This window comes from Sphingomonas kaistensis (genome assembly GCF_036884275.1).
In the GTDB taxonomy this organism is placed as follows: domain Bacteria; phylum Pseudomonadota; class Alphaproteobacteria; order Sphingomonadales; family Sphingomonadaceae; genus Sphingomicrobium; species Sphingomicrobium kaistense_A.
In genome coordinates this window covers 2,557,976-2,581,947 of record NZ_CP145607.1, presented here as the reverse complement: position 1 = coordinate 2,581,947, position 23,972 = coordinate 2,557,976, and the positions used below count along the sequence as shown (strand labels likewise).

The following is a 23,972-nucleotide window of genomic DNA, read 5'->3' as shown; positions in this document are numbered from 1 at the left end:
CAATCCTGCACTGCGGCATAACCGGTTGACTTGCACGCCGGGCCAAGGGCAGGGCAGGCGCATGTCCGAGATCACCGACACCCCGCCCGACCGCCTCAGCCTCGATCCGCGCAGCCCGCATTTCGACGAAACCAAGCTGCGCCGCGGCGTCGGCATTCGTTTCAACGGCAATGAAAAAACCAACGTCGAGGAATATTCGGTGTCGGAAGGCTGGATCAAGGTCGCCGCCGGCAAGAGCCGCGACCGCTACGGCAATCCGATGACGATCACCCTCAAGGGCACGGTGGAGCCTTATTACGAGCGCGCCGCCGAGGGCGAGGGCGAGGCTCAAACGTCCGACGATAGCGCGGACGACAAGTAAGACGCCGCGCCGGGATCGACGCCGGCGCTGAATTCCATCGCTTAAACAAAAAGCGCCGCCCCAGCAGACAGCCGGGGCGGCGCTTTTTCTTTTATACCCTCAGCTTACAGGCTGGTGGTGCGGTTCGCGCCGCCCGCCGGGGTGGCGCTGGCCGGATAGCTCGGGCTGGCCTTGCGCGCGCGGTTCCAGTCGATGAGCTTCTTGGCGCCGTAGCCGACGGCGAGCGCGGTGCCGAGCGGACCGAGGCCGCGCGAGGCGATGCGGGCTGCGGCGGCGCCGAGAACAGCGCCTTTCACGCCGTCGTTACGGCCTGCGATATGGTTGCCGATAAGGGCGCCTGCGATCTTGCCCAGCATGATCGTAATCCTTTCTGTGATGTAATGACTTGTCGTTGTTGCATGAGACGCGCGAAGGTTCGGCGGGTTCCGGGCAGGCGGTTGGGACGGTTCGCCAACCAGCATGGGAAAAGTCACCAACCCGCCGCCGAAAACTATCCCGAACCTCGCGGAAATGGCGGAAAACCGGGTTTGGCACGCTTGCTGCATGATGAACGGCGTGACCGGTCGAACGGCCGGCAACCAGATCAAGGAGCCAGTATCATGAACCTCAAGACCACTCTCTTCTCCGCCGTCGCCGCCCTGCTGGTCAGTGGCCTTGCCGTCGGATCCGCCATCGCCCCGGCGAGCGTCGCCGTCGCCGCTCCGGTGAAGATCGCATTCTATGCTTGAGCCGGTCGTCACCAAGGCCGGTGCCCGGTTCGAATATCTCGGACCGATCGCATCGGCCCCGGCCGAACTCGGACCGGTCGGCCAGGTGCTCGACACCGTCGACATCTGGCTCGCCGGAACCCTGCAAAGCCTGTTCAACCTGATCAAGCGCTAAAGCCCGATCAGATCGTCGCATCCCTCATCAGAGGACAAGTCCCCATGAACCGCCCCGCCTTCCGCCTCGACCGCCGCGAACGCAAGCTGCTCGGTGTCTGTGCCGGCCTCGGACGCACGCTCAATATCGACCCGACCTTTGTCCGAGTCGCCTTTGTCGCGGTGCCGCTGCTGACCTTTGTCACTTTCTGGCAGGCGCTGGTGACCTATGCCCTGTGCGGACTGGTCGGAGCGTTCGCGGCTGGCAAGCTGACGGGCCGCCGCAGCGAGTTCGAACGGATGGACGAGCCGCGCCGGGGCAGCATCAAGGATCTGCGCGAAAAGATGGATGCGAACGACCGCCGGATGATGGCGATCGACCACCACCTCAACAGCCAGCAGAACGACGCGCTTGCCCGTGAAATCGAAGCGCTTCGCACGGAGAAGGCATGATGACCGACCTCAGCATCGTAGCGCTGACCGGCGCGCTGCTCCTCACGGGTCTCCTGGTGGCGGGGGTATTCGCCTCCCGCGCCTGGTCCCAGTGGCTGGAAGTGAGGAAGCTCGAACTGGCGAGCGGGCGGCCGCAGGCGGACGAACCGATCGCCCCGGCCGCCGCCGGCACCGACCGGATCGAACTGGCCGACCTCAAGGCACGGATCCGCAAGCTGGAGGCGATCGCCAGCGGTATCGATCTCTAAGCGTGGGAGCTTGAGAGGGAAGGACCTGGCATCCGCTTGCGATGCCGGGTCCTTTTTTGTGCGTCAGAAGGCGAGGCGCGCCGTCAGCCTGAAGTCGCGGCCGGCGATGGGTGCATAGTCCTTCAATAGGCTGGTATGACGACGGGCTTCGACGTCGAAGATGTTGTTGGCCTGCAGCCCGAGCGTCAGGTCGGGCCGTTCCTGTAGCGGGCGCCAGTTGACCGAGGCGTTGACCAGGGTGAAGGCCGCGGTGTCGGTTTCGATCGGCGCGTTGCGCTTCTGGGCGAAGCTGTGTTCGATCTCGAGCCGGCCATCGATCGCGCCGGCCCTGGCGTCCACTCCGCCGAGCAGGCGCAGCGGCGGGATCTGCGGGGCGGGGCCGAAGCCCTTGACCGTCGCCCGCACGTAATCCGCCTGCGCGTCCGCGGCGAGCTCAACCCCGCCGAAGGTGCCGAGACTGGCCCGGCCTTCGAGTTCGAAACCGGTGAAACGGGCGTCGGCCTGGCTGTAGAGATAGACCGGCAGGTCGTCTTCGACCTCGCCGGTCGGCTGCAGGTAGATGAAGTCGGTGAAGCGGGTGTGATACAAATTGAGGCCGAAGGTCAGCGGCCCCGCCGAGCGGCGCAGGGTGGCTTCGATCGACAGGCTTTTTTCCTTGCCGAAATCGGGATTGCCGATCTCGAACGCCTGCGTCCCGGCATGCGGGCCGTTGGCGAACAACTCGTCGGTCGAGGGCGCACGCTCCGAATAGGAGAGGTTGAGGCCGGCGCGGGTCGAGGAAGCGACTGCGACGCTGCCGCCGATCGAGCCGGCGAGGCTGGTGAACTTGCGCTCGAGTGCCGGGTTGCCGAGATCGGCGTCGGCCTCGGCCATGAGATTGCTGCGCTCGACCCGGGCGCCGACTTCGACGCGGTAAGGGCCGGTTTCGTAATTCTGCAGCGTGAAGAGGCCGAATTGCTTCTGCTGGTTGGCGGGAAGGTACTTCTCTTCGCCGACCACATTGACGCGGCGGTCGAGATACTGGGCCCCGAAGCCGCCGCCCCAGCCGTTGATGGTGCGCTGGACCGCTTCGATCCGGCCCTCCTCGCCGCGGCTGCGGAAGGTGGTGCCGATTTCGCCGGTTTCTTCCAGCTCGTCGTGGCGATAGCGGACCGCGCCGCCGCGGACCTTCACCTCGTCGATGAAGCCGTCGACCGGGATTTCGGCGCGGACGTCGTAGCGGGTCTGTTTCTGGTCGAGGCGGACTTCCTCGGCTTCGGTGGCGGGGTCGAGCGAATAGCGGACCGGCGCGCCGTAGAGATTGTCGAAGCGGGCGATCGACGCGCCGATGTTGAAGCGGCCGTCGATATAGGCGACGCCGCCGGCGATCTCGGACGATTTGGCGGCGGAATTGGGGAGGTCGCCCTTCAAATCAGCGAGCGCGCGGATGTCGGCGTCGCTGCTGGCGCGGGCTTCGGCGCGGAGGGCGGGCGAGAGGATGTAGCCGCCGGTGCGGACGTCGTCGCTTTTGAAGATGCTGCCGTCGGCATGGAGCACGAGATGCTGGCCGATCGGCACGTCGACGCGGGCGTTGGCCGAGCGTTCGTCGGCGGCGCTGCCGAGGGTGCCGAGGGCGTCGATATGGAGCGGGCTTTCGGGCATCGCGCGGGGGATACGGCTGTCGATGACGTTGACCACGCCGCCGATCGCCGAGCTTCCGAACAGCAGGGCGGCGGGGCCGCGCAGCACTTCGATGCGGTCGGCGGTGAGCGGGTTGATCGCGACCGCGTGATCGACGCTGGAGGTCGAGACGTCGAGGCTGCCGATGCCGTCGGTCAGCACGCGCACGCGCTCCCCGCCAAGGCCGCGGAGAATCGGGCGCGAGGCGTTGGGGCCGAAGCTGGTGGCCGACACGCCCGGCTGGCGAATCAGGGTTTCGCCGATGGTCGAGCGCAGGTCGCGCTGCAGTTCCTCGCCCGAGACCACGCTGATCCCGCCCAGCACGTCCTGCCGGTTGCGACGGATGCCGGTGACGACGATGTCCTGGTTTTGCGCCGCATCATGATCGCTGCCGCGCGGGGCGGGCTGGGCGAGCGCGGCGGCTTCGGTGGTGGCGATAACGGTCGGGGAGGTGGTCGCGGCAAACGCGGCCGCGAGGGAAAGCTGGAACATGGGCAAAGGTGGTCCGATTGGGAAAGTCAGCCGGGCAGCTAGGCCGCATGATACAACATTACAACCCTCGTGCCGCCGTTTGTCGCCGCGTGGGGTCGTCTTGTCGAGCGGGCTAGGCTAGGCCCGGCCGCATGTTCGTCACCCATCTCGAATGCTCGCTGACCGGCGAGCGCTATGCCGCCGGCGAAGTCCATAATCTCAGCCAGGCGGGGCGCCCGCTGCTGGTGCGCTACGACCTCGAGCAGGTCGGCAAGGCGCTGACCCGCGAGACGCTCGCGGCCCGTGCGCCGGGGATGTGGAAATGGCGCGAACTTCTGCCGCTACCGGAGGGGGCCGAACCGGTCAGCCTGGGCGAGATCGAGACGCCGATCCTGCCGCTGACCCGCTTATCGGAACGGGCGGGCGTGCGCACCTTGCTGGTCAAGGACGAGGGGCGGCTGCCCACGGGCTCGTTCAAGGCCCGCGGCCTGGCGATGGCGGTCAGCATGGCCAAGCACTTCGGGATCGAGCGCATGGCGCTTCCGACCAACGGTAATGCCGGGGCGGCGCTGGCGGCTTATGCGGCGGCGGCGGGGATCGAGGCGACGGTGATCTGTCCCGAAGAAACCCCGCCGATCAATATCGCCGAGGCCGAGGCTTATGGCGCCCGCGTGCTGGTCGCCGACGGGCAGATCGACGAGTGCGGCCGGCTGGTCGGCGAAGGCGCCGCGGCGGGGCGCTGGTTCGATGTGTCGACGCTGAAGGAGCCGTATCGCGCTGAGGGCAAGAAGGTGATGGGGCTGGAACTGGCCGAGCAGCTCGGCTGGGAATTGCCTGACGTCATCTTCTATCCGACCGGCGGCGGCACCGGTCTGATCGGCATGTGGAAAGCGTTCGCCGAACTGGAAGCCGTGGGCCTGATCGGGCCCAAGCGCCCGCGCATGGTCGCGGTGCAGGCGAGCGGCTGCGCGCCGATGGTCCGGGCGTGGGAGCAGGGCGACGAATTCGCCGAGCGGTGGGAGAACCCCGCGACCGTCGCCACCGGCATCCGCGTCCCCAAGGCTGTCGGTGATTTCCTGATTCTGCGCGCGGTGCGGGAGAGCGACGGCTTCGCCATCGCGGTCGAGGAAGAGGCGATCACCGCCGAGCTTGCCGCCGCGGCGCGCGACGACGGGCAATTGCTATGCCCAGAGGGTGCGGCGGTGCTCGCCGGCTGGCGCGCGGCGCTGGACCGCGGCCTGGTCGACCGGGACGACCGCGTGATGCTGTTCAATTGCGCGGCGGGCAACAAATATCCGCTGGTGCCGACCGCCCTGCACATCCGCCTCGCCGACAGTCACGGCGCGACGGTCTAGCCGTTAGTGGGGCCGCCGCGCCCGTCCGCAGATTTGCAACGCCGCCGGTCCAGGCGATACCGCCTTTGGGCGAGTGCGCCCTTCACAAAGTGGCGCATTGTCCCAACATGAGGGGCAAGAAAGCGGGCGGTGAGGCGAAAGGCCTTCGCCAACAGTCGGAAAAGAGGGCGAAACCCACAGGTGGCACGGCTTGTGCATCTGAAAGTGTGAGCGTCGCCAAGCCGACCGCCCTGGAGAGTAAGAGATGAGCCAGAAATTGTTCGCCGCCGGTTATTTCAGCAACAATGTCGCCCTTCGCAACGACACCATCCTCGGTGTCTGCGAGGCGCTCGGCCATGACCTCGGCTTCAATCCCAACTTCCTGCGCGTGCCGCTGGGGGCGGGGATCATCTTCGCGCCGATGCTGATGGTCGGCATCTATCTGGCGCTGGGTGCCGTGGTGTTCGTCAGCCGCACCTTCTTCCCGGATCGCGTGCAGCAGGTTGCCCAGGCCGAAGCGGTTGAGGCCGCTCCGATCGCGCACAACGAGCAGATCGAGCTGCCCCGCGCGGCCTGAAGAGGGCTGGTGCCGGTTGCAGGATTCGAACCCGCGACCTTCGGTTTACAAAACCGCTGCTCTACCAACTGAGCTAAACCGGCGCGTGGGCTCCCTTGGCTTAGACGATGCCGAAGGTCCAGCCCTCGGTTCGGGCGAGGGCTGGCGTGAGGCCTGGGGGCGTGAAGGCGTGCGGATGCCTCAGATGCGCGCGCATGCCCGCGGCGGTGACCAAGGCGTCGGTCTGGTGATCGTCGGGCTCGAATCGCAGCCGGGCAGGCGGGCTGCCGAGCGCTTTCAGAGCGAGATTGAGGTCGGCGCGGCTGCGTAGTTTCGCGCCGGAGAGGCCGGCGTTGCGCAGGTAGATGCGAGTGTAGATCTCGACCACCGCGCTGCCGCCCGGCGTCAGCGGGTCCATCGGCCAGATCGCGATCTTGCCGTCGATCCGGTGGAGGAGGCGCATGCCGGCGAAGCTAGCCTTGGCGACCTGCGCCGCGCCGATCGCGTCAAAAGCGCTGGCGGTCTTGCGGCCGCCCGCTTCGTTCAACCTGTGATCGCATTGGTGAAAGCGGACGAAGTCGGCTTTCATCCCGTCGGCGATGCCGAAATAGAAGTGGGGGCGGTGGACCTGCTCGAGGAAGCTCGCGGCGCCGAGGTCTTCGTCGGGGGCTTTCACATCAACATAGCCCCAGAAGGCGCGCGCCGTGTCGGGAACGCCGGTTTCGCCCGGAAGATAGGCGCCGCGCTCGGCGTGCGGCGGGGCGAAGGAGAAGTCGAAGCCGAACAAAGTCGGCTCCTTCGCCGCTTCGTCCACCAGCCAGTCGGCGACTTCGGCGCGGCTCCAGACATGGCCGGGGCGGACCAGCCGGGGCGGCCCATCGCGGCCGCAGACGGCGACCGCGATGCCCTTGTGCCGCCGCCCCTTGGCGCCCGACCAGTCGATCGCGACGGTGCGGGTGAAGCCCGTCAGATCAAGCTTCCCCCGTCGCCGCCGGTTGGCGTCTCCTTGGTGCCTTCGAGCCGGGCCGGGCGGCGCGGTGCCTGGGGCGCGGGGGGGCCGGTGACGCGGTCGGCATAGTGGTTGAGGATCCGCCCCGCCGCTTCGCGCCCGCCGAGCCCGAAGGCCAGTGCGGTGGCGATCGCGCCGGCACCGAGGATCAGCCCGAACGCCATGTAGACGATGACGTCCGCCAGACCCATGAAGGTGAGGCCGATGGCGGTGAACAGGGCGATGATCGCATAGCGGATCATGGTCTGGGCAAACCCGCCTTCGCCGGTCGACGAGCCGACCAGCTTGGACAGGATCCGCGCCAGGAAGATGCCGGCGACGATGATCAGGGTGCCGAAGATGACCTTGGAGCCGAGTTCGGTGACCTGGATCAGGAACACCGCCACCGTGTCCCCGCCAAGCTGGTGCGCGGCTTCGATCGCGGCCGCCAGCATGATCGCGACAAAGGCGATGTTGGCGACGATCCGGCTCGGTACGGTGGTGACCGGCAGCACGCCGGTCGAGCGCAGCGCATCGTCGAAGCCGGTCGGGGGCAGAATGGCTTCGATGATGGTCTTGAGGAACTTGGCCGCGACAAAGGCGATGCCGAGCCACAGCGCGGCGGTCAGCAGGCGGGGAATCGCCGCGCTGATCTCGTCGAGCATGTTGATCGCCGGGCCGCTGATCGCCTCGATCCCGAGCACCTGCAGCGCGGCAATCGCGACCGGGATGATGATCAGCGCGAAGGCGAGGATTCCGGCGGCGCGGGCGAGGCTGGCGCGGGTCGCGCCGGGCGCTGCGCCCGGTGGCACGGCGGCGGGGTCCTGACGCACCGTCGGCGGATGATCGCCAAGCCCGGCGCGGGCCATGAAGCCGTCGATGTTGGCGGCGGTCAGCACGGTTTCGACCAGGCGACGGACGATGCGTGCGACGATCAGGCCGACGAAGAAGATGAGGCCTGCGCCGATCAGGCGCGGCAGGAAGGCGAAGATCTCGCTGGTGAGTTGGTTCACCGGCGCCAGGATCTGGCCGATCTGCAGGAAATTGAGCGCGGCCATGATGCCGACCAGCCAGATCAGCAGCTTGGCGATGGTCCCGACCTGCTGCCCGACGGTTTCATGGCCGTTGCCGGGGGTATGCTTCTGAAGCGCCGGGGTGCGGCTGATCGCCTTGGCCAGCGCCCATTTGACGCCCCGCGCGATCGCCCAGGTGGCAAGGATGATGACCAGCGCGATGGCGATGCGTGGGCCCCATTCGACGAGCTCGGCGCGCCATTGGTCGGTGGTGGACGGTGGATACATCAGCCTTGCTCCCCTTGGGCTTCCTGCCGCTTCTCGTTCCACCACGCGAGCCGCTCGGCAAGTCGTTTCTCGAAGCCGCGATCGGTGGGGACGTAATAGGTCTGCGGGCTCATCTCCTCGGGCCAGTAATCCTGGCCGGAGAAGGCATCGGGCGCATCGTGATCGTATTGATAGCCTTTGCCATAGCCCTGCTCACGCATCAGCTTGGTCGGCGCGCCGAGGATATGCTTGGGCGGCGACAGCGAGCCATGCTCCTTGGCACTTTTCCACGCGTCCTTCTGCGCCATGTAGAGCGCGTTCGATTTGGGCGCGGTGGCGAGGTAGAGGCAGGCCTGGACGATCGCCAGTTCGCCTTCGGGGCTGCCGAGAAAGTCGTAGGTATCCTTGGCCGCCATGCATTGCACCAGCGCCTGCGGGTCGGCGAGGCCGATGTCCTCGACCGCGGCGCGGGTCAGGCGGCGAAGGAGATAGAGCGGTTCTTCGCCCGCGGTCAGCATCCGCGCTAGATAGTAGAGCGCGGCCTGAGGATCGGAGCCGCGGATCGATTTGTGGAGCGCGGAGATAAGGCCGTAATGGCCTTCGCGATCCTTGTCGTAGACGGGCAGGCGGCGCTGGATGAGGTCGCGCAGCGCGGCGGTATCGAGCGGCGCGTCGAGCCCCGCGGCGAACAGCATCTCGGCCTGATTGAGGAGGAAGCGGCCGTCGCCATCCGCGCTGGTGATCAGCGCGGCGCGGGCGCCGTCGTCGAGAGGCAGCGACTTGCCGGTGATCTCCTCGGCGCGTCTGAGCAAGGTGCCGAGCGCGGCTTCGTCGAGGCGGTGGAGGACCAGTACCTGAGCGCGCGACAGAAGCGCGGCGTTTAGTTCGAAGCTCGGGTTTTCGGTGGTTGCCCCGACCAGGGTCACCGCGCCGGCCTCGACATAGGGCAAGAAACCGTCCTGCTGGCTGCGGTTGAAGCGGTGGATTTCGTCCACGAACAATAAGGTGTGCTTGCCCGAGCGGGCGTGCATCTCGGCTTCGGCGAAGACCTTCTTCAGGTCCGCGACCCCGCTGAACACCGCCGAGATGGCGACGTAGCGATAGCCGACCGCGCCGGCGAGCAGGCGGGCGATGGTGGTCTTGCCGGTGCCGGGCGGTCCCCACAGGATCAGGCTCGACAGGCGGCCGGCGGCGACCATCCGGCCGATCGGGCCGTCGGGGCCGGTAAGATGCTCCTGCCCGATGACTTCGTCGAGGCTGGCGGGACGCAGGCGCTCGGCAAGCGGGGCCTCGGCGGCAGGGGTGGGGGCGGGTTCGGCTTCGAACAGGTCGGCCATTCGTCGGCTCGTAGAAAGATAGGCGGCCAAGCGCCATGCCTGTCTTGCAAAGATTGCTCTAAAATATATCTTGAACGCTCAATAAGAGGAGCAGGCAAGATGCGGTTTCATTTTCACGGCCGGCGGCATGGCCGTCCCGACCCGACGTCCCCTATGCAATTCGGCGGTCGCGACTGGAGCTTTCCGTTTGGAAACATCCACTTCGAGCCGGGCGGTGAGGGGCCGCGGGGCGGCGGCTGGGGCGGGCATGGTCCGCGCGGACGCAAGCGGCGGATGTTCAGCTCGGAAGAATTCCAGCTGATCATCCTGAAGCTGATCGCCGACGAACCGCGCCACGGCTATGCGATCATCAAGGCGCTCGAGGAGATGACCCACGGCGATTATGCGCCAAGCGCGGGGATCCTCTACACCAATCTCGAATTGCTCGAGGACATGGGGCTGATCGAGCGGCAGGCGAATGCCGGCGCCAACAAGAAGAGCTTCGCGATCACCGACGAGGGACGAGCGCATCTCGCCGAGCGCGAGTCCGAGGTGACGGCGCTGTTCGAGCGGCTGGAAGCGAGCGGCGAGGGGCGGCGCCGATCGTCGCGTCCCGAGCTTGGCCGCGCAGTCGGCAATCTGATGAATGCGCTCGGCAACCGGGCCGCGCAGCACGGCTGGAACGAGCCCCTGCTGAACGAAGTAATCGATATCCTCGACGACGCTGCACGTCGGATCGAGCGCGCGAAGTAGAAAAGACGTCGTCCCGGCGCAGGCCGGGACCTCAGGCGATTTTCTCCCGAGGTCCCGGCCTTTGCCGGGACGACGCAATTGGTGAGGCGTTTAGCGCTTCTGCGCCGGCACCGTGATCCGGATCGATTCACCGCTGCGGCCGGGGAAGCCGGTGAACATGGCCTGGATCAGGTTGGGGACCAGCACCTGCGTGTTGTCGGTGGTGGACCGCGCCTGCGCCCGGCCGTCGAACAACTGCTGGTTGTCGACCCGGCGACGGATGTCGAGGTCGAGCTCCGACTTGTATTCGGTATATTCGCGGACGCTGGCACCGCCATACCAGAACGGGTCGTCCCAGCCGTAGTAGAAGGGCGAGCGGTAACCGCCGTAATAGCCGTAGCGGCTGTAATAGGGCCGTCCGTAATAAACGCCGAAGCGCGGGTCGAAGCGGCTGCCGTAGATGCCGTAGGGGCTATAAAAGCCGCGATAAAAGGGATCGTAGCCACCCGCTCCGATCGGATCGACCACGCGCCGTTCTGTGCCCTGGTCGACGTTGTAGCCAAGCTGCACGATCATGGTCGCCTGCGCCGGGCTGGCGGCCTGGGCATAACCCTGCGCCTGCATCTGCTGGGCGACCAGCGCGGCGTAGCGGCTCCATTCAAGTCCGCCGCCTTGCGCCAGGCCGGTGCCCGGCACGACAAAGAAGCTCTGCCCCTGCGGCGCGGGCATGGCCTGGAAGCGAGTGACCTTGGCGGGAAGGCCGGTGGCGCAGCCCGACAGGCCGATGCTGGCCGCGCCGACCAACGCGGCGGCGACGATTTTCTTGAGGAAAGTCATGACGCGATAAACCCTCGACTCGGGGAAAGTCCCGTTAAACGAGACGCTTATAGCGCCAAGTGACTTGAACCGTCGATGAAGGGTGGCGGCGCGGCGGTGAACCGAGGATGTCTCAGCGCCCGAGGCCCAGCGCCCGCTTGGCCGCGAGCAGGGTCGGCGCGGCCAGTTCGTTCGCCTTGGCCGCCCCCTCATCGAGCAAGCGGTCGAGCTCGGCATGATCGCCCTGCAGCGCCTCGTAGCGGCTACGGATCGGCGAGATAGCGGCGACCAGCGCGTCGGCGAGCGCGGGCTTGAACGCGCCGAAGCCCTGGCCTTCGAAGCGGGCGAGTATGGCGGTCTCGCTCTCGCCAGTGACCGCGGCCATGATGCCGACGAGGTTGCGCGCTTCGGGCCGCTCCTTGAGCAAGTCGGGATCACCCGGCAGCGACTCGGGATCGGTGCGGGCCTTGCGGATCTTGGCGGCGATCTCGTCGTCGCTGTCGATAAGGTTGATGCGGCTCATGTCCGACGGGTCGGACTTGCTCATCTTGGCGCTGCCGTCGCGCAAGGACATGACCCGCGCCGCGACCCCGCCGCCGATGAACGGCTCGGGCACGACAAAAGTCTCGGTGCCGGTGTCGAGGTTGAACTTGTTCGCGATGTCGCGGGTCAGCTCGATATGCTGTTTCTGGTCCTCGCCGACGGGGACGTGGCTGGCCTGGTAAAGCAGGATGTCGGCGGCCTGGAGGACGGGATAGTCGAACAGGGCGACCGACGCGCCTTCCTTGTTCTTGCCCGATTTGTCCTTCCACTGGGTCATCCGGTGAAGCCAGCCCATGCGGGCGGTGCCGTTCAAGAGCCAGCAGAGCTCGGCGTGGGCGGGGACGTCGGACTGGGCGAACAGCACTGCCTTGTCGGGGTCGATCCCGCTGGCGATCAGCGCCGCCGCCATGCTGCGGACCTGCGCGCGGCGGGTGTCGGCGGGAATGTGGTCGCTCAGCGAGTGGAGGTCGGCGAGAAAGAACAGGCACGGCGCCTCGTCCTGCATCCGCACCCAGCGCAGGATCGCGCCAAGCAAATTGCCGAGATGGAGGTTGCCGGTCGGTTGAATGCCCGACAGCACTCTCGTCACGGGCGTGGCTGCGGCGGCGTCAGGCATTGGCGGCGGGTCTCTTGCGGCGGAGGAGGTCCTTGAACGCCTGCCGATCGACCCCGCCGATCGCCCAGCACAGCGGGAAGTAGATGCCCATGCCGATGCCGACCAGCGCGCCCACCGCGATGATGCGGCGTCCGGCGCTGCCGGTGAACCAGTCGGCGAAGGCGATCTCGAGGCCGTAGAGCGCCGCCACCATCACCGCGCCGGCGAGGAGTTGCCGGAACACCCGGCTCGCCAGCCAGCCCGGCACGCGGAAATGTCCGCGGCGGTGGAGGATGACGTAAAGGATGGCGCAGTTGAGCCAGCTGGTGATGGCGATCACGGCGCTGAGGCCTGCGATCCGGAACAAGGGGTCGGTCGACAGTGACTGGACGACAAAATTGAGGACGACGTTGACGACCAGCACCACGGCGGCGGTCTTGACCGGGGTGGCGGTATCCTGGCGTGAATAGAAGCCGGGGGTGAGCACTTTGACCAGCACATAGGCGGGCAGGCCGAGCACGATGATCGACAGCACGGTGGCGGTGATGTCGGCGTCACGCGTGGTGAACTCGCCGCCCTGGAACAGCGCGCCGGCGAGCGGCCCGGCGGCGACGCACAAAGCAAGCGCGGCCGGCAGGGTCAGGAACATGCCGAGATCGAGCGCCTGCGCCTGGACATGGGCGGCCTTGTCGGGCTCGTTCGCGCCGACGAAGCGGCTGATCTGCGGCAGGATGGCGGTGCCGAGCGCGGCGCCGATCACACCGAGCGGAAGCTGGTTGAGGCGGTCGGCATAGTTGAACCAGCTCAAGGCGCCGGTGCCGATGCGGGCGAGGAAGAAGGTGTCGATGAAGGCGCTGATCTGATAGACGCCGGCGCCCAAAGTGGCGGGGATGACGACCACCAGGAACTGCTTCACGCCGGGCGTGATCTTGGGCTTGCGCAGGCGCAGCGATACGCCCGCGCGCATCGCCGAGATGATCAGCAGGGCAAGCTGGACCACCCCGCCCAGCGTCACTGCCACCGCCAGCCAGAAGGCGGTGTAGTCGCCGCCCTGCGGAAACAGGATCAGCGCCAGCATCATGCACAGGTTCAGCAGCGCCGGCGCAAAGGCGGCGGCAGTAAATTTCGCCAGGCTGTTGAGGATGCCCGCCCACAGCGACACCAGGCTGATCAGGATCAGGTAGGGAAAGGTGATCCGGGTGAGATAGGTCGCAAGCTCGAGCTTTTCCCCCGAATAGCCCGAAATGGCGGCGACAAACGCCGGCATGATGAGCTGAAAGATGAGAGTGAAGATCACCAGCGTCGGAAGAAAGACCGCGAGGACTTCTTCGGAGAATTTCTTGGCCTCCGCCTCACCGTTCTCGCCCTGCAGGCGCTGGGCGTAGAGGGGGACGAAGCCGGCACTGAACGCCCCTTCGCCGAACAGGCGGCGGAAGGTGTTGGGGAGGCGGAAGGCGACGAAAAAGGCGTCCGCCGCGGCCGACGCGCCCATGATCCGGCTCATCAGCATTTCGCGCGCGAAGCCGAGGATGCGGCTGACCAGAGTCAGCCCGCCGATGGTGCCGGTGGCCTTGAGGAGATTCATCTCGCGCCCGCTCCCCCGAGTGGCAGCTCCCCGTCACCGGGGAGCGCCCGTTTTTTACTGAACGGTGGGCTCGCCCTGTGGCTGGTCGCCGCCCTGCGCCTGCGCGGCTTCCACCTGGCTGAGGTAGATGCCGGCGAAATCGATCGGATCGAGCATCAGCGGCGGGAAGCCCGCGTCCTGCGTCGCGGCGGCGACGACCTGGCGCGCGAACGGGAAGAGGAGCCGCGGGCCTTCGACCAGCAGGAAGGGCGGAAGCTGCTCCTCAGGGATATTGCGAAGCCCGAAAATGCCGGCGTAGCTCAGGTCCAGCACGAACTGCACGCCCGAGGCCGAGCGGGCCGACGCGTCGATCTTGAGCACCACTTCGTGGACGTCGTCGGCGACCTTGTTGACCGCGATGTTGAACTGGACGTCAAGCTGCGGCTGCTCGTTCCACTGGAAAACCTGCGGGGCCGAGGGATTTTCGACCGACAGGTCCTTCACATATTGCGCCAGCGCGGCGACCTGCGGGGCATCGGTGGCGCCCTGGTCGATGGCGCCGTTGGCACCGGCGGAAACGGGATCGGAAGCGGCCATGTGGTTCGTGCCCTCAAACATGCTAAAAGAAATGGCGGGAAAACGGCTGCATCCCGCGGCTTGTTCGGGGCGGGCGACTAGCAGCCGGGCCAAAGCGGTGCAATGGCGCGAGCAAGGCTTTAGGCTATGGGTTTGCGAGCCGGGCACCAGTGCCTATGTTAAGCGTTGCTCCTATGAACTTCCCGTTGGGAAAGAAGGCGAACACTCTTGGTTTCGATCATCATCCTCGCGCTGGTCGCTTTGTTTGTCGGGTTGCGCCTGTACAGCGTGCTCGGCGAACGCACCGGGCACGAGCAGCAGCTTCCGCGCAACGCCAACGAGCCGCGTCCGACCCTCGCCCGTCAGGCCGAAATGGCGCAGCCGGCGCAGGCCAATGTCGTCAACCCCTCGGCCGAACCGCTCGATACGGCGTATCTGCCGACCGCCGGGCCGGGTGTCCGCGCGCTGCTTTCGGCCGATCCGAGCTTCGATGTCGCCCGCTTCCTCGAAGGGGCGCAAGGTGCGTACCGGATGATCCTCGAGGCCTTCTGGAAGGGCAACATCGACGAGGTGCGCGGTTTCCTCGATCCCGAAATCGCCGGTGCGTTCGACGAAGCCATCGCCGAGCGCGAGGCTGCCGGTCAGCGGCTCGATAACCGTTTGATCGCGGTCGAGCAGGCGATCATCACCGCCGCCAATGTCGCGGGCAAGGTTGCCACCGTCACGGTCCGCTTCGAAGCCGACATCGCCGCGGTGACCCGCGATGCGGACAACAATGTCCTTGCCGGCAGCCTCAGCGATGCGGTCCAGACCCGCGACCGCTGGACCTTCCGCCGCGACCTCGGCAGCAACGATCCGAACTGGATCCTGATCGAAACCGACGACGACTGAGGTGACCCCGGTGAAATTCGGGCTGGGAGCGCTGCTCGCCCTGTCGCTGGCCGCCTGCGCCACCCGTCCCATGCCGCCGGTGGAGCCCGCGCCGCCCGTTACGACGCCGGTGCCGGTGCCGCCGCCGGTTCCGCCCAAGCCGGCCACGGCCGCCCTCGCCGGCATCACCCCGGCCGCGCCGCGCACCTTCACCGACGAAGCGGCGGTGCGGGCGCTGGAAGCGTTTCGCATCTCCTGCCCCTCGGTCGTTCGCCGTCCCGACACCTCGGGACTGACCCAAGGCGCGGACTGGCGCGTGGTCTGTGACGAAGCGCGCGCGCTGCCGAACACCGCGGCCGACGCCCAGCGCTTTTTCGCCACCAGCTTTTCCTGGGTAAAGGTCGGGTCGGAGCCTGCCTTCGCCACCGGCTATTGGGAGCCCGAAATCCTCGGCTCGCGGGTGCCGGGGCCGGGCTATGCGCTGCCGATCTATCGCACGCCGCCCGACCTCATCCGCTGCACCCGCGCCGACGGGACCACCGGACGCGGCCGCCTCGACGAGACGGGCCAGTGCGTGCCTTATTACACTCGCGGCGAAGTCTATGACGGTGCATTGGCGGGGAAGGGGCTCGAGCTCGCTTACGCCGCCGACCCGATCGACATGTTCTTTCTCGAAATCCAGGGCTCGGGCCGGCTGAAGCTGCCGGACGGCTCGGTCATGCGGATCGGCTACGACAATCAGAACGGCCGCGAATATGTCGGGGTCGGCAAGCTCCTGCGCGACCGGGGCATCCTGCCGCCCGGCGGTGCCGACATGGATTCGATCAAGCGCTGGATGCGCGCGCAGCCCGATGGCGGCATGAGCCTGATGCGCGAGAACCTGTCCAAGATCTTTTTTAAGGAATTGACCGGGCCGGGCCCACTCGGCGCGCTCGGCCTGCCGGTGACCCCGCGCGGCACCGTCGCGACCGATCCGATGTTCGTGCCGCTGGGCGCGCCCATCTGGCTCGACGTCGTGATGAACGATGCCGACGGCCTGTGGGTGGCGCAGGATACTGGCGGCGCGATCAAGGGCGCCAATCGCTTCGACACCTTCTGGGGTGCTGGCGAAGACGCGCGGCGGATCGCCGGCGGCATGTCGGCCAAGGGCGAAGCGCTGATCCTGCTGCCCAAGACCAGCGTCGCGCGCCTGCTCGCCCCCAATGCGGTCGCTCAGCCCTGAGGAAGCGGCGTTGTGGGAGCGGGTCACCGCGACCATCACGCCGCTGAGCCGGGACGCAAAGCCCGCCGTCCCGCCTCGTCCGATCGCGGCGCCTGTCGCTGTTGCCCCGGTCCCCGTCGCACCGCCGAGGCTGGTAAAGGGACGCGTGCCGCCGCCGCGGCCGGTCACCGCCGCGCCGCTGCGCCGGGCGACCATTCACGGCAATCTCGACGGCCATTGGGAGCGCCGGCTCAAGACCGGAAACGTCCCCGTCGACCGCACGGTTGATCTTCACGGCCACAATCTCGAACGCGCTTATGACGCGCTCGATCAAGCGCTGGAGCGGGCGGTGGCGCTGGGCGACCGGGTCATTCTCCTCATCACCGGGCACCACCGCCCGGGCGAGCCGCCGATCCAGCGCGGCAAGATCCGCGCCGCGGTCCACGACTGGCTGGCGGTGTCGCGCCATGCCGAGCGGATCGCCGCCGTCCGCAGCGCCCATCGCCGCCACGGCGGGGGTGGGAGCCTGTATCTGATCCTCCGCCGCTAGCGCCGCTTTTCACGCTAAACCGCTTCTTAACTCCGCCGCCGTAACAGTGCCGCGGTGATGAAGGTCGGCACCGCACACAAGATCAGCAACATGCTCCTGTCGGGGCTGGCCGGCGTCGCGTCGTTCGTCTTCTCGCTCTACGCCTTCATCACCATTACCCAGTTACCGCAGCAGATCACCGCCGCGCTGGTCGCCGGCGCCTTCTGCTTGGTGGTCTGCTATATCGCCGCCGAACGGCCCAACAGCGAAGGCGCGCGTGCCCTGGCCGCGCTGCGCGATCGCCTGCTGGCGGTGGAAGAAGGCGACCTCACCAGCCCCGCACCCGAATCGGTGCGCCGGGTCATGCCCAAGGTGGCGGCGGCGGTGGACAGCCTGTTCGCCGAAGTGCGCAGCTCGATCGACAATGCCCAGGCGCTGGGCATGTACGATCCGGTCACCAGCCTGCCCAACCGCCTCAATTTCCGCGCCGAGGCCGAGCGGAGCTTGGCGAAGCCCGAGGGCCGCTCCGCCGCAATGCTGTTCATCGATCTCGACCGCTTCAAGGCGGTCAACGACAGCCTCGGCCATGCCCGCGGCGACCAGCTGCTGATCATGGTCGCGAACCGGCTACGCGTGCTGATCAACAGCGAAGCCGCCGCCAGCGCCCGCCGGTCGCTTCTCGCCCGCCTTGCCGGGGACGAATTCACGCTTCTGTTTCCCGACGTCAGCACGGCCGAGGCCGAGCGGATCGCCCGGCGGGTGGTGCTGGCGATCGGCGAGCCGTTCGAGCTGCACGGCCACAGCATCGATGTCGGCGCGTCGGTCGGGCTCGCGCTCGCGCCAGATCACGGACGCAGCGTCGAGGAACTGATGCGAGCCGCCGACATCTCCATGTACCGGGCCAAGGCGCGGGGCGGGCACCAGCATTGCCTGTTCAGCGATGCCCTTGCGCAGGAGCATCAGCACCGGCTCGACACCGAAAAAGCGCTCGCCGACGCCGTCCAGCGCGACGAATTCAGCCTCGTCCTGCAACCGCAACTCAGCCTCGGCAGCGGCGCGGTGACCGGGGCCGAAGCCCTGCTTCGCTGGAACCATCCGACGCTGGGCGCCGTGCCGCCCACGTACTTCATCGGCATTGCCGAGCAGACCGGGGTCATCAACGATATCGGCGATTGGGTGATGGCCGAAGTCGCGGCGATGCTGGCTTGCTGGGACGAGCATGGCGGCGGATCGCGCCGGGTGTCCTTTAATGTCTCGCCGCGCCAGCTCGAACGGCAGGACTTCTTCCCCCGGCTGCGGCAGATCTTCGGCGACGCCGGGGTGGCGCTCGATCGGATCGAGGTCGAGATCACCGAAACCACCGCGATGGAATGCTCGAAAGCGACCCTGGCCGATATCGCCGAGCTGCGCCGCGAGGGCGCGACCATTGCGCTGGACGACTTCGGCACCGGCTATTCCAACATCGCGCGGCTGCGCCAGTTACCGATCGACCGGGTCAAGCTCGACCAGTCGCTCATCCACGACATCACTTCGAGCGAGCAGGCGCGTAATGTGGTGCAGGCGGTGATCCAGCTGGTCCGCGGGGTCGAGTGCGAGCTGGTCGCCGAGGCGGTCGAAACCGTGGCGCAGGCCGACATCCTGCGCACCATGGGCTGCGAGACCATCCAGGGCTTCGTCTTCGCCGAGCCGATGATCGAGCGCGACTTTCTCGCCTGGACCAGCCATGCGGTGAGCGAAGGACGCAGCGCCGCCTAGGCGGCCAAACCACCTTCGAACACGCGCCGGTAAAGGCGTGCCAGCGTTTCGATATCGGCGACCGCCGCGCTTTCGCCGACCTTGTGCATGGTGGCATTGGGAAGGCCGAAATCGACCACCGGACACAACTTGATCAGGAACCGCCCGTCCGACGTCCCGCCGCCGGTGGAAAGCTCGGGCTCGATCCCGCATTCGGCCCGGATGGCGTCGGTCACGAGATCGTAGAGCTTGCCCGGCGGGGTCAGGAACGCCTCGCCGGAGATGCGCGTCCGTAGCTCGATGGTCGGATCGATCGCATGGGCGGTGTCGGTCAGCAGGCGGATCAGTTGGTCGCCCGTGTGCAGGTTGTTGAAGCGGATATTGCCCTGCGCGCTGGCTTCGCCCGGAATGAGGTTGCTGGCCGCGGTCGGCGTGCCCAGCGCAACGAATTCGAGGTTGGAGGGCGGAAAGGCATCGGTCCCGTCGTCGAGGTGGAGCGCCGATAGCGCCGCCACCACCCGCGCCAGCCGGGGTACCGGGTTGTCGGCCTTGTGCGGGTAGGCGACGTGGCCTTGCACGCCCTTGGCGGTCAGCCAGAAATTGAGTGACCCACGCCGTCCGATCTTCACCGTGTCGCCAAGCCGCGTCTCGCTGGTCGGCTCGCCGATCAGGATCATGTCGGGGCGGATGGCGCGCTCGTTCAGCCAGTCGATGATCCGCGGCGTGCCAAAGGTCGCATAGCCTTCCTCGTCCCCGGTGATGAGAAAGGAAAGGGTGCCCGACTGCTGATCAATTTCCGACACGGCCGCGACCGCGGCGGCGATGGCGCTTTTCATGTCGTTGGCCCCGCGCCCGATCAGGCGGCCGTCCTCAATCCGCGCCGCGAAGGCGTCGCCCGTCCAGCCCTCTCCCGCGGGCACCACGTCGAGATGGCCGGCGAACCCGATATGCGGTCCCGGCCCGCGCTCGCGGATCGCCACCATGTTCTCGGTCGGCCCGTCCGGCGCGGCGCCGAGGATGAAGCGATGCACGGTGAAGCCGAGCCCGCTCAGCGCCTCGTCGAGCACATCGAACACGGGGCCCGAGGCGGGAGTGACGGAGGGGACGGAAATCAGCCGTGCGGCGAGATCGACGGGATCGATGAGAAGCATGGCGGAACCGCTAGCAGCAAGCAGCGGCTGCCGACAAACTCAGGCGGCGTCCATGTCCAGTTTGGCCGGGGCGAAGCCGAGCGGCGTCAGCCGGCAGCGGCCGGCGGCCTTGGCAACTTCGATCGGGACCCGTGGATCGCGCACCTGGCTGGCGACGCGGAGGAGGTCGTCCACGGTCAGCCGCGAAGGATTGGGATCGCGTTCCTTGAACGCCCGGGCGGCGCGGCCGAGTTCCTGCAACTGGCCCAGCGACAGATTGCGCTGAAGTTCCGATCCGACGCAATCGGCGCGGGCTTCGTCGAGGCCATAACCGGTCAGGCTATCGGCGATGCGCTCCCGCGGGGTGGCACAGGCGGAAACGGTTAGAACCGCCGCGATAAGGAAAAATTTACGCACATTTTCAGGACGAACGGGCCGTCAGGCGGTTCCCTTGTCGCCTTCATATTGTTCAATCACCCACGGTTCGTCCTGCGCCGATTCGATCCATTCCGCGACATGGGGTTGGCGCAGCACGTCCGACATATATTGCCGGGCGAACGGGGGCACGGGGATCGAATAAGTGAGGAAGCGGGTAACGACCGGCGCGTACATCATGTCCGCCGCACTCCATTCCCCGAACAGGAACGGGCCGCTGCCGCCATGCCGGGCGCGGGCCTGCGCCCATAGGACGAGGATGCGGTTGATGTCGGCGATTGTCTCGCGGCTGAGGTCCGGCATCGCGACGTTGCGGCGCACGTTCATCGGGCATTCGCGGCGCAGCGAGGCGAAGCTGGAATGCATTTCGGCCGCCATCGACCGGGCCATGGCCCGCGCAGCGAGATCCTCGGGCCAGTAATGCGTGATCTCGGTCAGATCGGCGCAATATTCGATGATCGCCAGGCTGTCCCAGACGACCAGGTCGTCGTGCCACAGCAAGGGCACCTTGCCGGAGGAGGGCGCGAATTCGTCGCCCTCGCGGCGCTCGTTCCAGCCGCCGTCGTAAAGGGGCACCACTAGTTCCTCGAATTCGAGGTCCGATGCCTTGAGCGCCAGCCAGCCGCGCATCGACCAGGAGGAATAGGCTTTGTTGCCGAGAATGAGCTTGAGCAATCTTGTCTCCGTCGTCCCGGCGGAGGCCGGGACCTCCGTGGGTTGGGTGCTGAACGCCTGAGATCCCGGCCTGCGCCGGGATGACGATCAGCTCAACGCATCCTCGAGCACTGCGGCCCGAACTTCGGCGATCCCCATGCCTTTTTCCGACGAGGTGGCGATCAGCTGCGGGAAGGCGGCGGGGCGTTTGCGGGCTTCGGCCTCGGTCGCGGCGCGGACCTTGTCGAGGTCGGTCGCCTTGATCTTGTCGGCCTTGGTCAGGACCAGCCGATAGCCGACCGCGGCGGCATCGAGCATGTTCATGATCTCGTGGTCGACCGGCTTCACGCCGTGCCGGCTGTCGATCAGCACCACCGCGCGCTTCAGCACCTGCCGTCCGCGAAGGTAGTCGTTGACCAGAAAGCGCCAGCGCTTGACCATGTCGCGGGGCGCTTCGGCAAAGCCATAGCCCGGCATATCGACCAGCCGCAGGGTCAGCGGATTTCCGACGTCGAAGAAGTTCAGCTCCTGCGTCCGGCCCGGGGTGTTGGAAGTGCGCGCCAGCTTGTTGCGCCCGGTGATGGCGTTCAAGAGCGAGCTCTTGCCGACGTTGGAGCGGCCCGCAAAGGCGATCTCCGGCACGTCGGCACCCGGCAGGAATTCGAGCCCCGGCGCGGACTTCAGGAACTCGACCGGCCCCGCGAACAGCTTGCGCGCGCGTTCGGTGAGGTCGGGGGCGGTCTCGTCCATCAGGTCTTCGCCGTCGCCACCCCGGCCTTGGCGGCAATCTTCTCGGCGTCATACTTTGAATACAGATACTTCTGCTGCGCGATGCCGAGAATATTGGATACCACCCAGTAAAGCTGCAGGCCCGCCGCGAACGGGGCCATGGCGAACATCATCACCCACGGCATGATCGAGAAGATCTGCTTCTGCATATCGTCCATCGGCGCCGGATTAAGCTTGAACTGCAGCCACATGGTGATGCCAAGCAGGATCGGCAGCACGCCGAGGTGCAGCAGGCCCGGGGGATCGAAGTTCAGCAAGCCGAACAGGTTGACCGGGGTAAGCGGGTCGGGCGCCGACAGATCCTTGATCCACAGCGCCCACGGCTGATGACGCATCTCCACGGTCACCGTCAGCACCTTGTAGAGCGCGTAGAACACCGGGATCTGGATCAGGATCGGCAGACAGCCGGCAGCCGGATTGATCTTCTCGCGCTTGTACAGCTCGAGCAGCTCCTGCTGCATCTTGGTCTTGTCGTCCTTGTGACGCTCCTGCAGCTCCTTCATCTTGGGCTGCATCGCGCGCATCCCCGCCATCGAGCGGAACTGGCGGTCGAAGATCGGATACATCAGCAGGCGGACGATGAAGGTCAGCGCGATGATCGCCCAGCCGAAGTTGCCGATCGTGTTGAACAGCCAGATCAGCAGCGCGAAGATTGGCCGCATGAAGAATTCGAACCAGCCCCAGTCGATCGAATCGGAGATGACCGGCACCGCGCCCGAGGCTTCATAAGCGTCGAGCCACTTCTTTTCCTTGGCCCCGGCGAAGAGGTGCGTGGTCGCCTGGACCGCGCGGCCCGGCGCGACGATCGCGGGATCGAGGGCGTAGTCGGCCTGGTAGCTGGTGCCCTGGCCGCGGCGCAGGCTGGCGTTCAGCGGCGCGTTGCCGGCCGGGGCGAGGGCGGTCAGCCAATATTTGTCGGTGAACCCGACCCACCCGTTGTTGCCCGTGAAACGCTGGGCGCCGTCTTCGTCGAGGGTGCTGTAATTCACGTCATAGTCGGAACGGCCGTCGATCACGCTCATCGGGCCGACATGGTGGGTCCAGCCGTCCGACTTGGCATCGGGGCCGGCATTGGCGCGGCTGAGGAGGCCGAACGGCCGCACCGCGACCGGGCCGCCGCCTAGGTTCGACACCTTCTGGGTGACGGTGAACAGATAGCCGTCGTCGACCGACACCAGCAACTCAAAGCGCTGGCCCGTCGGGTTGGTCCAGCTCAGCGTCACCGGCTTGCCAGGGGTCAGGGTCGGAGCACTCGGGGTCCAGACGGTGTTGGCGTCGGGCACAGCGACGCCCTGGCCGGTCCAGCCGAAGCGCGCGAAATAAGCTCCGTTGGCACCCGCCGGGCTGAGCAGCCGCGCCGGCTGCGCGCCCTTGCCGACGCGGTCTGTCTGATTGACCATCCGCAGGTCATCGAAGGTCGCGCCCTTGAGGCTGAGCGAACCGATCAGGTTCGGCGTCTCGATCCGCACGCGCGGCACGCTCCGGAACGCCTGGGTCGGGGTCAGCGTGGGGGCTGCGGCCACCGTACCGGGCGCCGCGACATTTGCCGCAGGCGTGCCGGGGGTCGCCGCAGGCGCGCCGGGGGTCGCCGGAGCCGCTTTCGGGGCCGGCTTGGGCGCCGGGAAATATCGTTCGGACACCAGACCCCAGCCGAGCAGCACAAGCGTACTCAGCACGATGGCGAGGATCATGTTGCGGGTATCGCTGCTCACGTCAGATCATGTCCTCGTCAGGGTACCGGGCGTCAAGGTACTGGGTCTGGGCCTTGGCCGCCCCACGGATGGCAGCGGCCGATTCTCTTTAGGGCCAGCCAGCTTCCGCGCAGCGCCCTATAGCGGGTGAGCGCGGTAATTGCATAGGCTGAACAGCTGGGCTGGAAACGGCAGGACGGCGGCAGGATGGCCGACGGGCCGATCTGCCAGCCGCGTGCGATCAGGATCAGGAGCCTGGCGATCACGCGCGGGCGACCTTGCCGAGCGCCTTGGTCAGCTCGGCGCGCAGCTGGGCATAATCGCGCTCGATCCCGCTTTGCCGGCCGATCAGCACATGGTCCGCGCCCGGCACGCCGCTCGTCGGCAGCAGTTCGGCGGCGAGCGCGCGCAAGCGACGCTTCATGCGGTTGCGCACAACCGCGTTGCCGACCTTCTTGCTGACCGTATAGCCGATGCGCATCGCTTCGTCGCCGTCGCCGCGGGGGCGCATCAGCAGGACGAAGCCGGGCATGGCAGCGCGCCGGCCGCTGTTCGCAGCCAGGAAATCAGCGCGCTTTTGTAAGGTG

Annotated in this window: 28 protein-coding genes and 1 tRNA gene; 12 read left to right on the top strand and 17 right to left on the bottom strand. The window is 67.0% G+C overall.

Features of this window, described 5'->3' with window-relative positions; genetic code table 11:
• Positions 1–70: 70 nt before the first annotated feature.
• A complete protein-coding gene (locus V6R86_RS12680; protein ID WP_338505493.1) occupies positions 71–361 on the top strand; it encodes a DUF3297 family protein in 291 nt (96 codons plus the stop codon).
• Positions 362–465: 104 nt separating this feature from the next.
• On the opposite strand, the gene V6R86_RS12675 is transcribed toward V6R86_RS12680, so the two are convergent.
• The gene (locus V6R86_RS12675; RefSeq protein WP_338504912.1) at positions 466–717 is read right to left on the bottom strand and encodes a hypothetical protein; all 252 of its coding nucleotides are present in this window, start codon (positions 715–717) and stop codon (positions 466–468) included.
• A 243-nt stretch (positions 718–960) separates the two neighbouring features.
• Between V6R86_RS12675 and V6R86_RS12670 the strand changes: the two genes are divergently transcribed.
• Genes V6R86_RS12670 through V6R86_RS12655 form a run of 4 tightly spaced genes read left to right on the top strand, consistent with a single transcriptional unit; the run spans position 961 to position 1,922 of the window.
• Positions 961–1,089, top strand: coding sequence for a hypothetical protein (locus tag V6R86_RS12670; RefSeq protein ID WP_338504911.1), 129 nt, complete (start codon positions 961–963; stop codon positions 1,087–1,089).
• The gene (locus tag V6R86_RS12665) at positions 1,082–1,243 is read left to right on the top strand and encodes a hypothetical protein (RefSeq protein WP_338504910.1); all 162 of its coding nucleotides are present in this window, start codon (positions 1,082–1,084) and stop codon (positions 1,241–1,243) included. The genes V6R86_RS12670 and V6R86_RS12665 overlap by 8 nt, the downstream gene beginning before the upstream one ends.
• A 44-nt stretch (positions 1,244–1,287) precedes the next feature.
• A complete protein-coding gene (locus V6R86_RS12660) occupies positions 1,288–1,674 on the top strand; it encodes a PspC domain-containing protein (RefSeq protein ID WP_338504909.1) in 387 nt (128 codons plus the stop codon).
• The gene (locus tag V6R86_RS12655) at positions 1,674–1,922 is read left to right on the top strand and encodes a hypothetical protein (RefSeq protein WP_338504908.1); all 249 of its coding nucleotides are present in this window, start codon (positions 1,674–1,676) and stop codon (positions 1,920–1,922) included. The genes V6R86_RS12660 and V6R86_RS12655 overlap by 1 nt, the downstream gene beginning before the upstream one ends.
• 63 nt (positions 1,923–1,985) lie before the next feature.
• On the opposite strand, the gene V6R86_RS12650 is transcribed toward V6R86_RS12655, so the two are convergent.
• Positions 1,986–4,073, bottom strand: a complete 2,088-nt coding sequence (locus V6R86_RS12650) for a TonB-dependent receptor (RefSeq protein WP_338504907.1) — start codon at positions 4,071–4,073, stop codon at positions 1,986–1,988.
• A 131-nt stretch (positions 4,074–4,204) separates the two neighbouring features.
• Between V6R86_RS12650 and V6R86_RS12645 the strand changes: the two genes are divergently transcribed.
• Both V6R86_RS12645 and V6R86_RS12640 read left to right on the top strand, forming a co-directional pair.
• A complete protein-coding gene (locus V6R86_RS12645) occupies positions 4,205–5,407 on the top strand; it encodes a threonine synthase (RefSeq protein WP_338504906.1) in 1,203 nt (400 codons plus the stop codon).
• Between the two features lie 244 nt (positions 5,408–5,651).
• Positions 5,652–5,963 carry a PspC domain-containing protein gene (locus tag V6R86_RS12640; RefSeq protein ID WP_338504905.1) on the top strand — a complete coding sequence of 104 codons (312 nt, stop codon included), beginning with the start codon at positions 5,652–5,654 and terminating at the stop codon, positions 5,961–5,963.
• A gap of 7 nt (positions 5,964–5,970) precedes the next feature.
• On the opposite strand, the gene V6R86_RS12635 is transcribed toward V6R86_RS12640, so the two are convergent.
• The 4 genes from V6R86_RS12635 to V6R86_RS12620 all read right to left on the bottom strand — a co-directional run bounded on the left by V6R86_RS12635 (position 5,971) and on the right by V6R86_RS12620 (position 9,547).
• A tRNA-Thr gene (locus tag V6R86_RS12635) sits at positions 5,971–6,046 on the bottom strand.
• Positions 6,047–6,063: 17 nt separating this feature from the next.
• Entirely contained in the window at positions 6,064–6,912 is an 849-nt protein-coding gene (locus V6R86_RS12630) for a hypothetical protein (protein WP_338505491.1), read from the bottom strand.
• Complete coding sequence (locus tag V6R86_RS12625) at positions 6,909–8,231, bottom strand: mechanosensitive ion channel (protein ID WP_338504904.1); 1,323 nt, start codon at positions 8,229–8,231, stop codon at positions 6,909–6,911. The genes V6R86_RS12630 and V6R86_RS12625 overlap by 4 nt, the downstream gene beginning before the upstream one ends.
• Positions 8,231–9,547 carry a replication-associated recombination protein A gene (locus V6R86_RS12620; protein ID WP_338504903.1) on the bottom strand — a complete coding sequence of 439 codons (1,317 nt, stop codon included), beginning with the start codon at positions 9,545–9,547 and terminating at the stop codon, positions 8,231–8,233. Before V6R86_RS12620 ends, V6R86_RS12625 begins: the two co-directional genes overlap by 1 nt.
• 99 nt (positions 9,548–9,646) lie before the next feature.
• On the opposite strand from V6R86_RS12620, the gene V6R86_RS12615 reads away from it, so the two are divergent.
• Complete coding sequence (locus V6R86_RS12615; protein ID WP_338504902.1) at positions 9,647–10,279, top strand: PadR family transcriptional regulator; 633 nt, start codon at positions 9,647–9,649, stop codon at positions 10,277–10,279.
• Between the two features lie 90 nt (positions 10,280–10,369).
• Here the strand turns inward: V6R86_RS12615 and V6R86_RS12610 are convergent, their stop codons facing one another.
• The 4 genes from V6R86_RS12610 to secB all read right to left on the bottom strand — a co-directional run bounded on the left by V6R86_RS12610 (position 10,370) and on the right by secB (position 14,373).
• Entirely contained in the window at positions 10,370–11,095 is a 726-nt protein-coding gene (locus V6R86_RS12610) for a DUF4136 domain-containing protein (protein WP_338504901.1), read from the bottom strand.
• Between the two features lie 112 nt (positions 11,096–11,207).
• Positions 11,208–12,233 carry a tryptophan--tRNA ligase gene (gene trpS, locus V6R86_RS12605; protein ID WP_338504900.1) on the bottom strand — a complete coding sequence of 342 codons (1,026 nt, stop codon included), beginning with the start codon at positions 12,231–12,233 and terminating at the stop codon, positions 11,208–11,210.
• A complete protein-coding gene (gene murJ, locus V6R86_RS12600; RefSeq protein ID WP_338504899.1) occupies positions 12,226–13,797 on the bottom strand; it encodes a murein biosynthesis integral membrane protein MurJ in 1,572 nt (523 codons plus the stop codon). Before murJ ends, trpS begins: the two co-directional genes overlap by 8 nt.
• A gap of 54 nt (positions 13,798–13,851) precedes the next feature.
• Complete coding sequence (gene secB / locus V6R86_RS12595) at positions 13,852–14,373, bottom strand: protein-export chaperone SecB (protein ID WP_338504898.1); 522 nt, start codon at positions 14,371–14,373, stop codon at positions 13,852–13,854.
• Positions 14,374–14,580: 207 nt separating this feature from the next.
• Here secB and V6R86_RS12590 point away from each other — a divergent pair, with 207 nt between their 5' ends.
• The 4 genes from V6R86_RS12590 to V6R86_RS12575 all read left to right on the top strand — a co-directional run bounded on the left by V6R86_RS12590 (position 14,581) and on the right by V6R86_RS12575 (position 18,707).
• The gene (locus tag V6R86_RS12590; protein WP_338504897.1) at positions 14,581–15,243 is read left to right on the top strand and encodes a Tim44/TimA family putative adaptor protein; all 663 of its coding nucleotides are present in this window, start codon (positions 14,581–14,583) and stop codon (positions 15,241–15,243) included.
• Between the two features lie 70 nt (positions 15,244–15,313).
• Positions 15,314–16,444 carry a murein transglycosylase A gene (gene mltA, locus V6R86_RS12585; protein WP_425335990.1) on the top strand — a complete coding sequence of 377 codons (1,131 nt, stop codon included), beginning with the start codon at positions 15,314–15,316 and terminating at the stop codon, positions 16,442–16,444.
• Positions 16,425–16,973, top strand: coding sequence for a Smr/MutS family protein (locus V6R86_RS12580; RefSeq protein ID WP_338504895.1), 549 nt, complete (start codon positions 16,425–16,427; stop codon positions 16,971–16,973). Before mltA ends, V6R86_RS12580 begins: the two co-directional genes overlap by 20 nt.
• A gap of 57 nt (positions 16,974–17,030) precedes the next feature.
• On the top strand, positions 17,031–18,707 hold the full coding sequence (locus V6R86_RS12575) for a putative bifunctional diguanylate cyclase/phosphodiesterase (RefSeq protein WP_338504894.1): 1,677 nt from the start codon (positions 17,031–17,033) through the stop codon (positions 18,705–18,707).
• Here the strand turns inward: V6R86_RS12575 and dapE are convergent.
• The 7 genes from dapE to rnpA all read right to left on the bottom strand — a co-directional run bounded on the left by dapE (position 18,704) and on the right by rnpA (position 23,917).
• A complete protein-coding gene (dapE, locus tag V6R86_RS12570) occupies positions 18,704–19,837 on the bottom strand; it encodes a succinyl-diaminopimelate desuccinylase (protein WP_338504893.1) in 1,134 nt (377 codons plus the stop codon). The genes V6R86_RS12575 and dapE overlap by 4 nt on opposite strands.
• 39 nt (positions 19,838–19,876) lie before the next feature.
• Positions 19,877–20,233 carry a hypothetical protein gene (locus V6R86_RS12565; RefSeq protein ID WP_338504892.1) on the bottom strand — a complete coding sequence of 119 codons (357 nt, stop codon included), beginning with the start codon at positions 20,231–20,233 and terminating at the stop codon, positions 19,877–19,879.
• A 21-nt stretch (positions 20,234–20,254) separates the two neighbouring features.
• Positions 20,255–20,926 carry a glutathione S-transferase family protein gene (locus V6R86_RS12560; RefSeq protein ID WP_338504891.1) on the bottom strand — a complete coding sequence of 224 codons (672 nt, stop codon included), beginning with the start codon at positions 20,924–20,926 and terminating at the stop codon, positions 20,255–20,257.
• 87 nt (positions 20,927–21,013) lie between these two features.
• On the bottom strand, positions 21,014–21,655 hold the full coding sequence (gene yihA / locus V6R86_RS12555; protein ID WP_338504890.1) for a ribosome biogenesis GTP-binding protein YihA/YsxC: 642 nt from the start codon (positions 21,653–21,655) through the stop codon (positions 21,014–21,016).
• Positions 21,655–23,406, bottom strand: coding sequence for a membrane protein insertase YidC (yidC, locus tag V6R86_RS12550; RefSeq protein ID WP_338504889.1), 1,752 nt, complete (start codon positions 23,404–23,406; stop codon positions 21,655–21,657). Before yidC ends, yihA begins: the two co-directional genes overlap by 1 nt.
• A 32-nt stretch (positions 23,407–23,438) precedes the next feature.
• Positions 23,439–23,651 carry a membrane protein insertion efficiency factor YidD gene (gene yidD / locus V6R86_RS12545; protein WP_338504888.1) on the bottom strand — a complete coding sequence of 71 codons (213 nt, stop codon included), beginning with the start codon at positions 23,649–23,651 and terminating at the stop codon, positions 23,439–23,441.
• The gene (gene rnpA / locus V6R86_RS12540) at positions 23,648–23,917 is read right to left on the bottom strand and encodes a ribonuclease P protein component (RefSeq protein ID WP_338504887.1); all 270 of its coding nucleotides are present in this window, start codon (positions 23,915–23,917) and stop codon (positions 23,648–23,650) included. Before rnpA ends, yidD begins: the two co-directional genes overlap by 4 nt.
• Positions 23,918–23,972: the final 55 nt, after the last annotated feature.

Coding starts and splice junctions, on each gene's coding strand:
- V6R86_RS12670 (WP_338504911.1), top strand. CDS start 961: ATGAACCTCAAGACCACTCTCTTCTCCGCCGTCGCCGCCCTGCTGGTC.
- V6R86_RS12645 (WP_338504906.1), top strand. CDS start 4,205: ATGTTCGTCACCCATCTCGAATGCTCGCTGACCGGCGAGCGCTATGCC.
- mltA (WP_425335990.1), top strand. CDS start 15,314: ATGCCGCCGGTGGAGCCCGCGCCGCCCGTTACGACGCCGGTGCCGGTG.
- rnpA (WP_338504887.1), bottom strand. CDS start 23,917: ATGCCCGGCTTCGTCCTGCTGATGCGCCCCCGCGGCGACGGCGACGAA.
- V6R86_RS12580 (WP_338504895.1), top strand. CDS start 16,425: ATGCGGTCGCTCAGCCCTGAGGAAGCGGCGTTGTGGGAGCGGGTCACC.
- murJ (WP_338504899.1), bottom strand. CDS start 13,797: ATGAATCTCCTCAAGGCCACCGGCACCATCGGCGGGCTGACTCTGGTC.
- V6R86_RS12650 (WP_338504907.1), bottom strand. CDS start 4,073: ATGTTCCAGCTTTCCCTCGCGGCCGCGTTTGCCGCGACCACCTCCCCG.
- V6R86_RS12640 (WP_338504905.1), top strand. CDS start 5,652: ATGAGCCAGAAATTGTTCGCCGCCGGTTATTTCAGCAACAATGTCGCC.
- V6R86_RS12610 (WP_338504901.1), bottom strand. CDS start 11,095: ATGACTTTCCTCAAGAAAATCGTCGCCGCCGCGTTGGTCGGCGCGGCC.
- V6R86_RS12675 (WP_338504912.1), bottom strand. CDS start 717: ATGCTGGGCAAGATCGCAGGCGCCCTTATCGGCAACCATATCGCAGGC.
- V6R86_RS12660 (WP_338504909.1), top strand. CDS start 1,288: ATGAACCGCCCCGCCTTCCGCCTCGACCGCCGCGAACGCAAGCTGCTC.
- V6R86_RS12665 (WP_338504910.1), top strand. CDS start 1,082: ATGCTTGAGCCGGTCGTCACCAAGGCCGGTGCCCGGTTCGAATATCTC.
- V6R86_RS12620 (WP_338504903.1), bottom strand. CDS start 9,547: ATGGCCGACCTGTTCGAAGCCGAACCCGCCCCCACCCCTGCCGCCGAG.
- V6R86_RS12625 (WP_338504904.1), bottom strand. CDS start 8,231: ATGTATCCACCGTCCACCACCGACCAATGGCGCGCCGAGCTCGTCGAA.
- yihA (WP_338504890.1), bottom strand. CDS start 21,655: ATGGACGAGACCGCCCCCGACCTCACCGAACGCGCGCGCAAGCTGTTC.
- trpS (WP_338504900.1), bottom strand. CDS start 12,233: ATGCCTGACGCCGCCGCAGCCACGCCCGTGACGAGAGTGCTGTCGGGC.
- V6R86_RS12615 (WP_338504902.1), top strand. CDS start 9,647: ATGCGGTTTCATTTTCACGGCCGGCGGCATGGCCGTCCCGACCCGACG.
- V6R86_RS12575 (WP_338504894.1), top strand. CDS start 17,031: ATGAAGGTCGGCACCGCACACAAGATCAGCAACATGCTCCTGTCGGGG.
- V6R86_RS12655 (WP_338504908.1), top strand. CDS start 1,674: ATGACCGACCTCAGCATCGTAGCGCTGACCGGCGCGCTGCTCCTCACG.
- secB (WP_338504898.1), bottom strand. CDS start 14,373: ATGGCCGCTTCCGATCCCGTTTCCGCCGGTGCCAACGGCGCCATCGAC.
- dapE (WP_338504893.1), bottom strand. CDS start 19,837: ATGCTTCTCATCGATCCCGTCGATCTCGCCGCACGGCTGATTTCCGTC.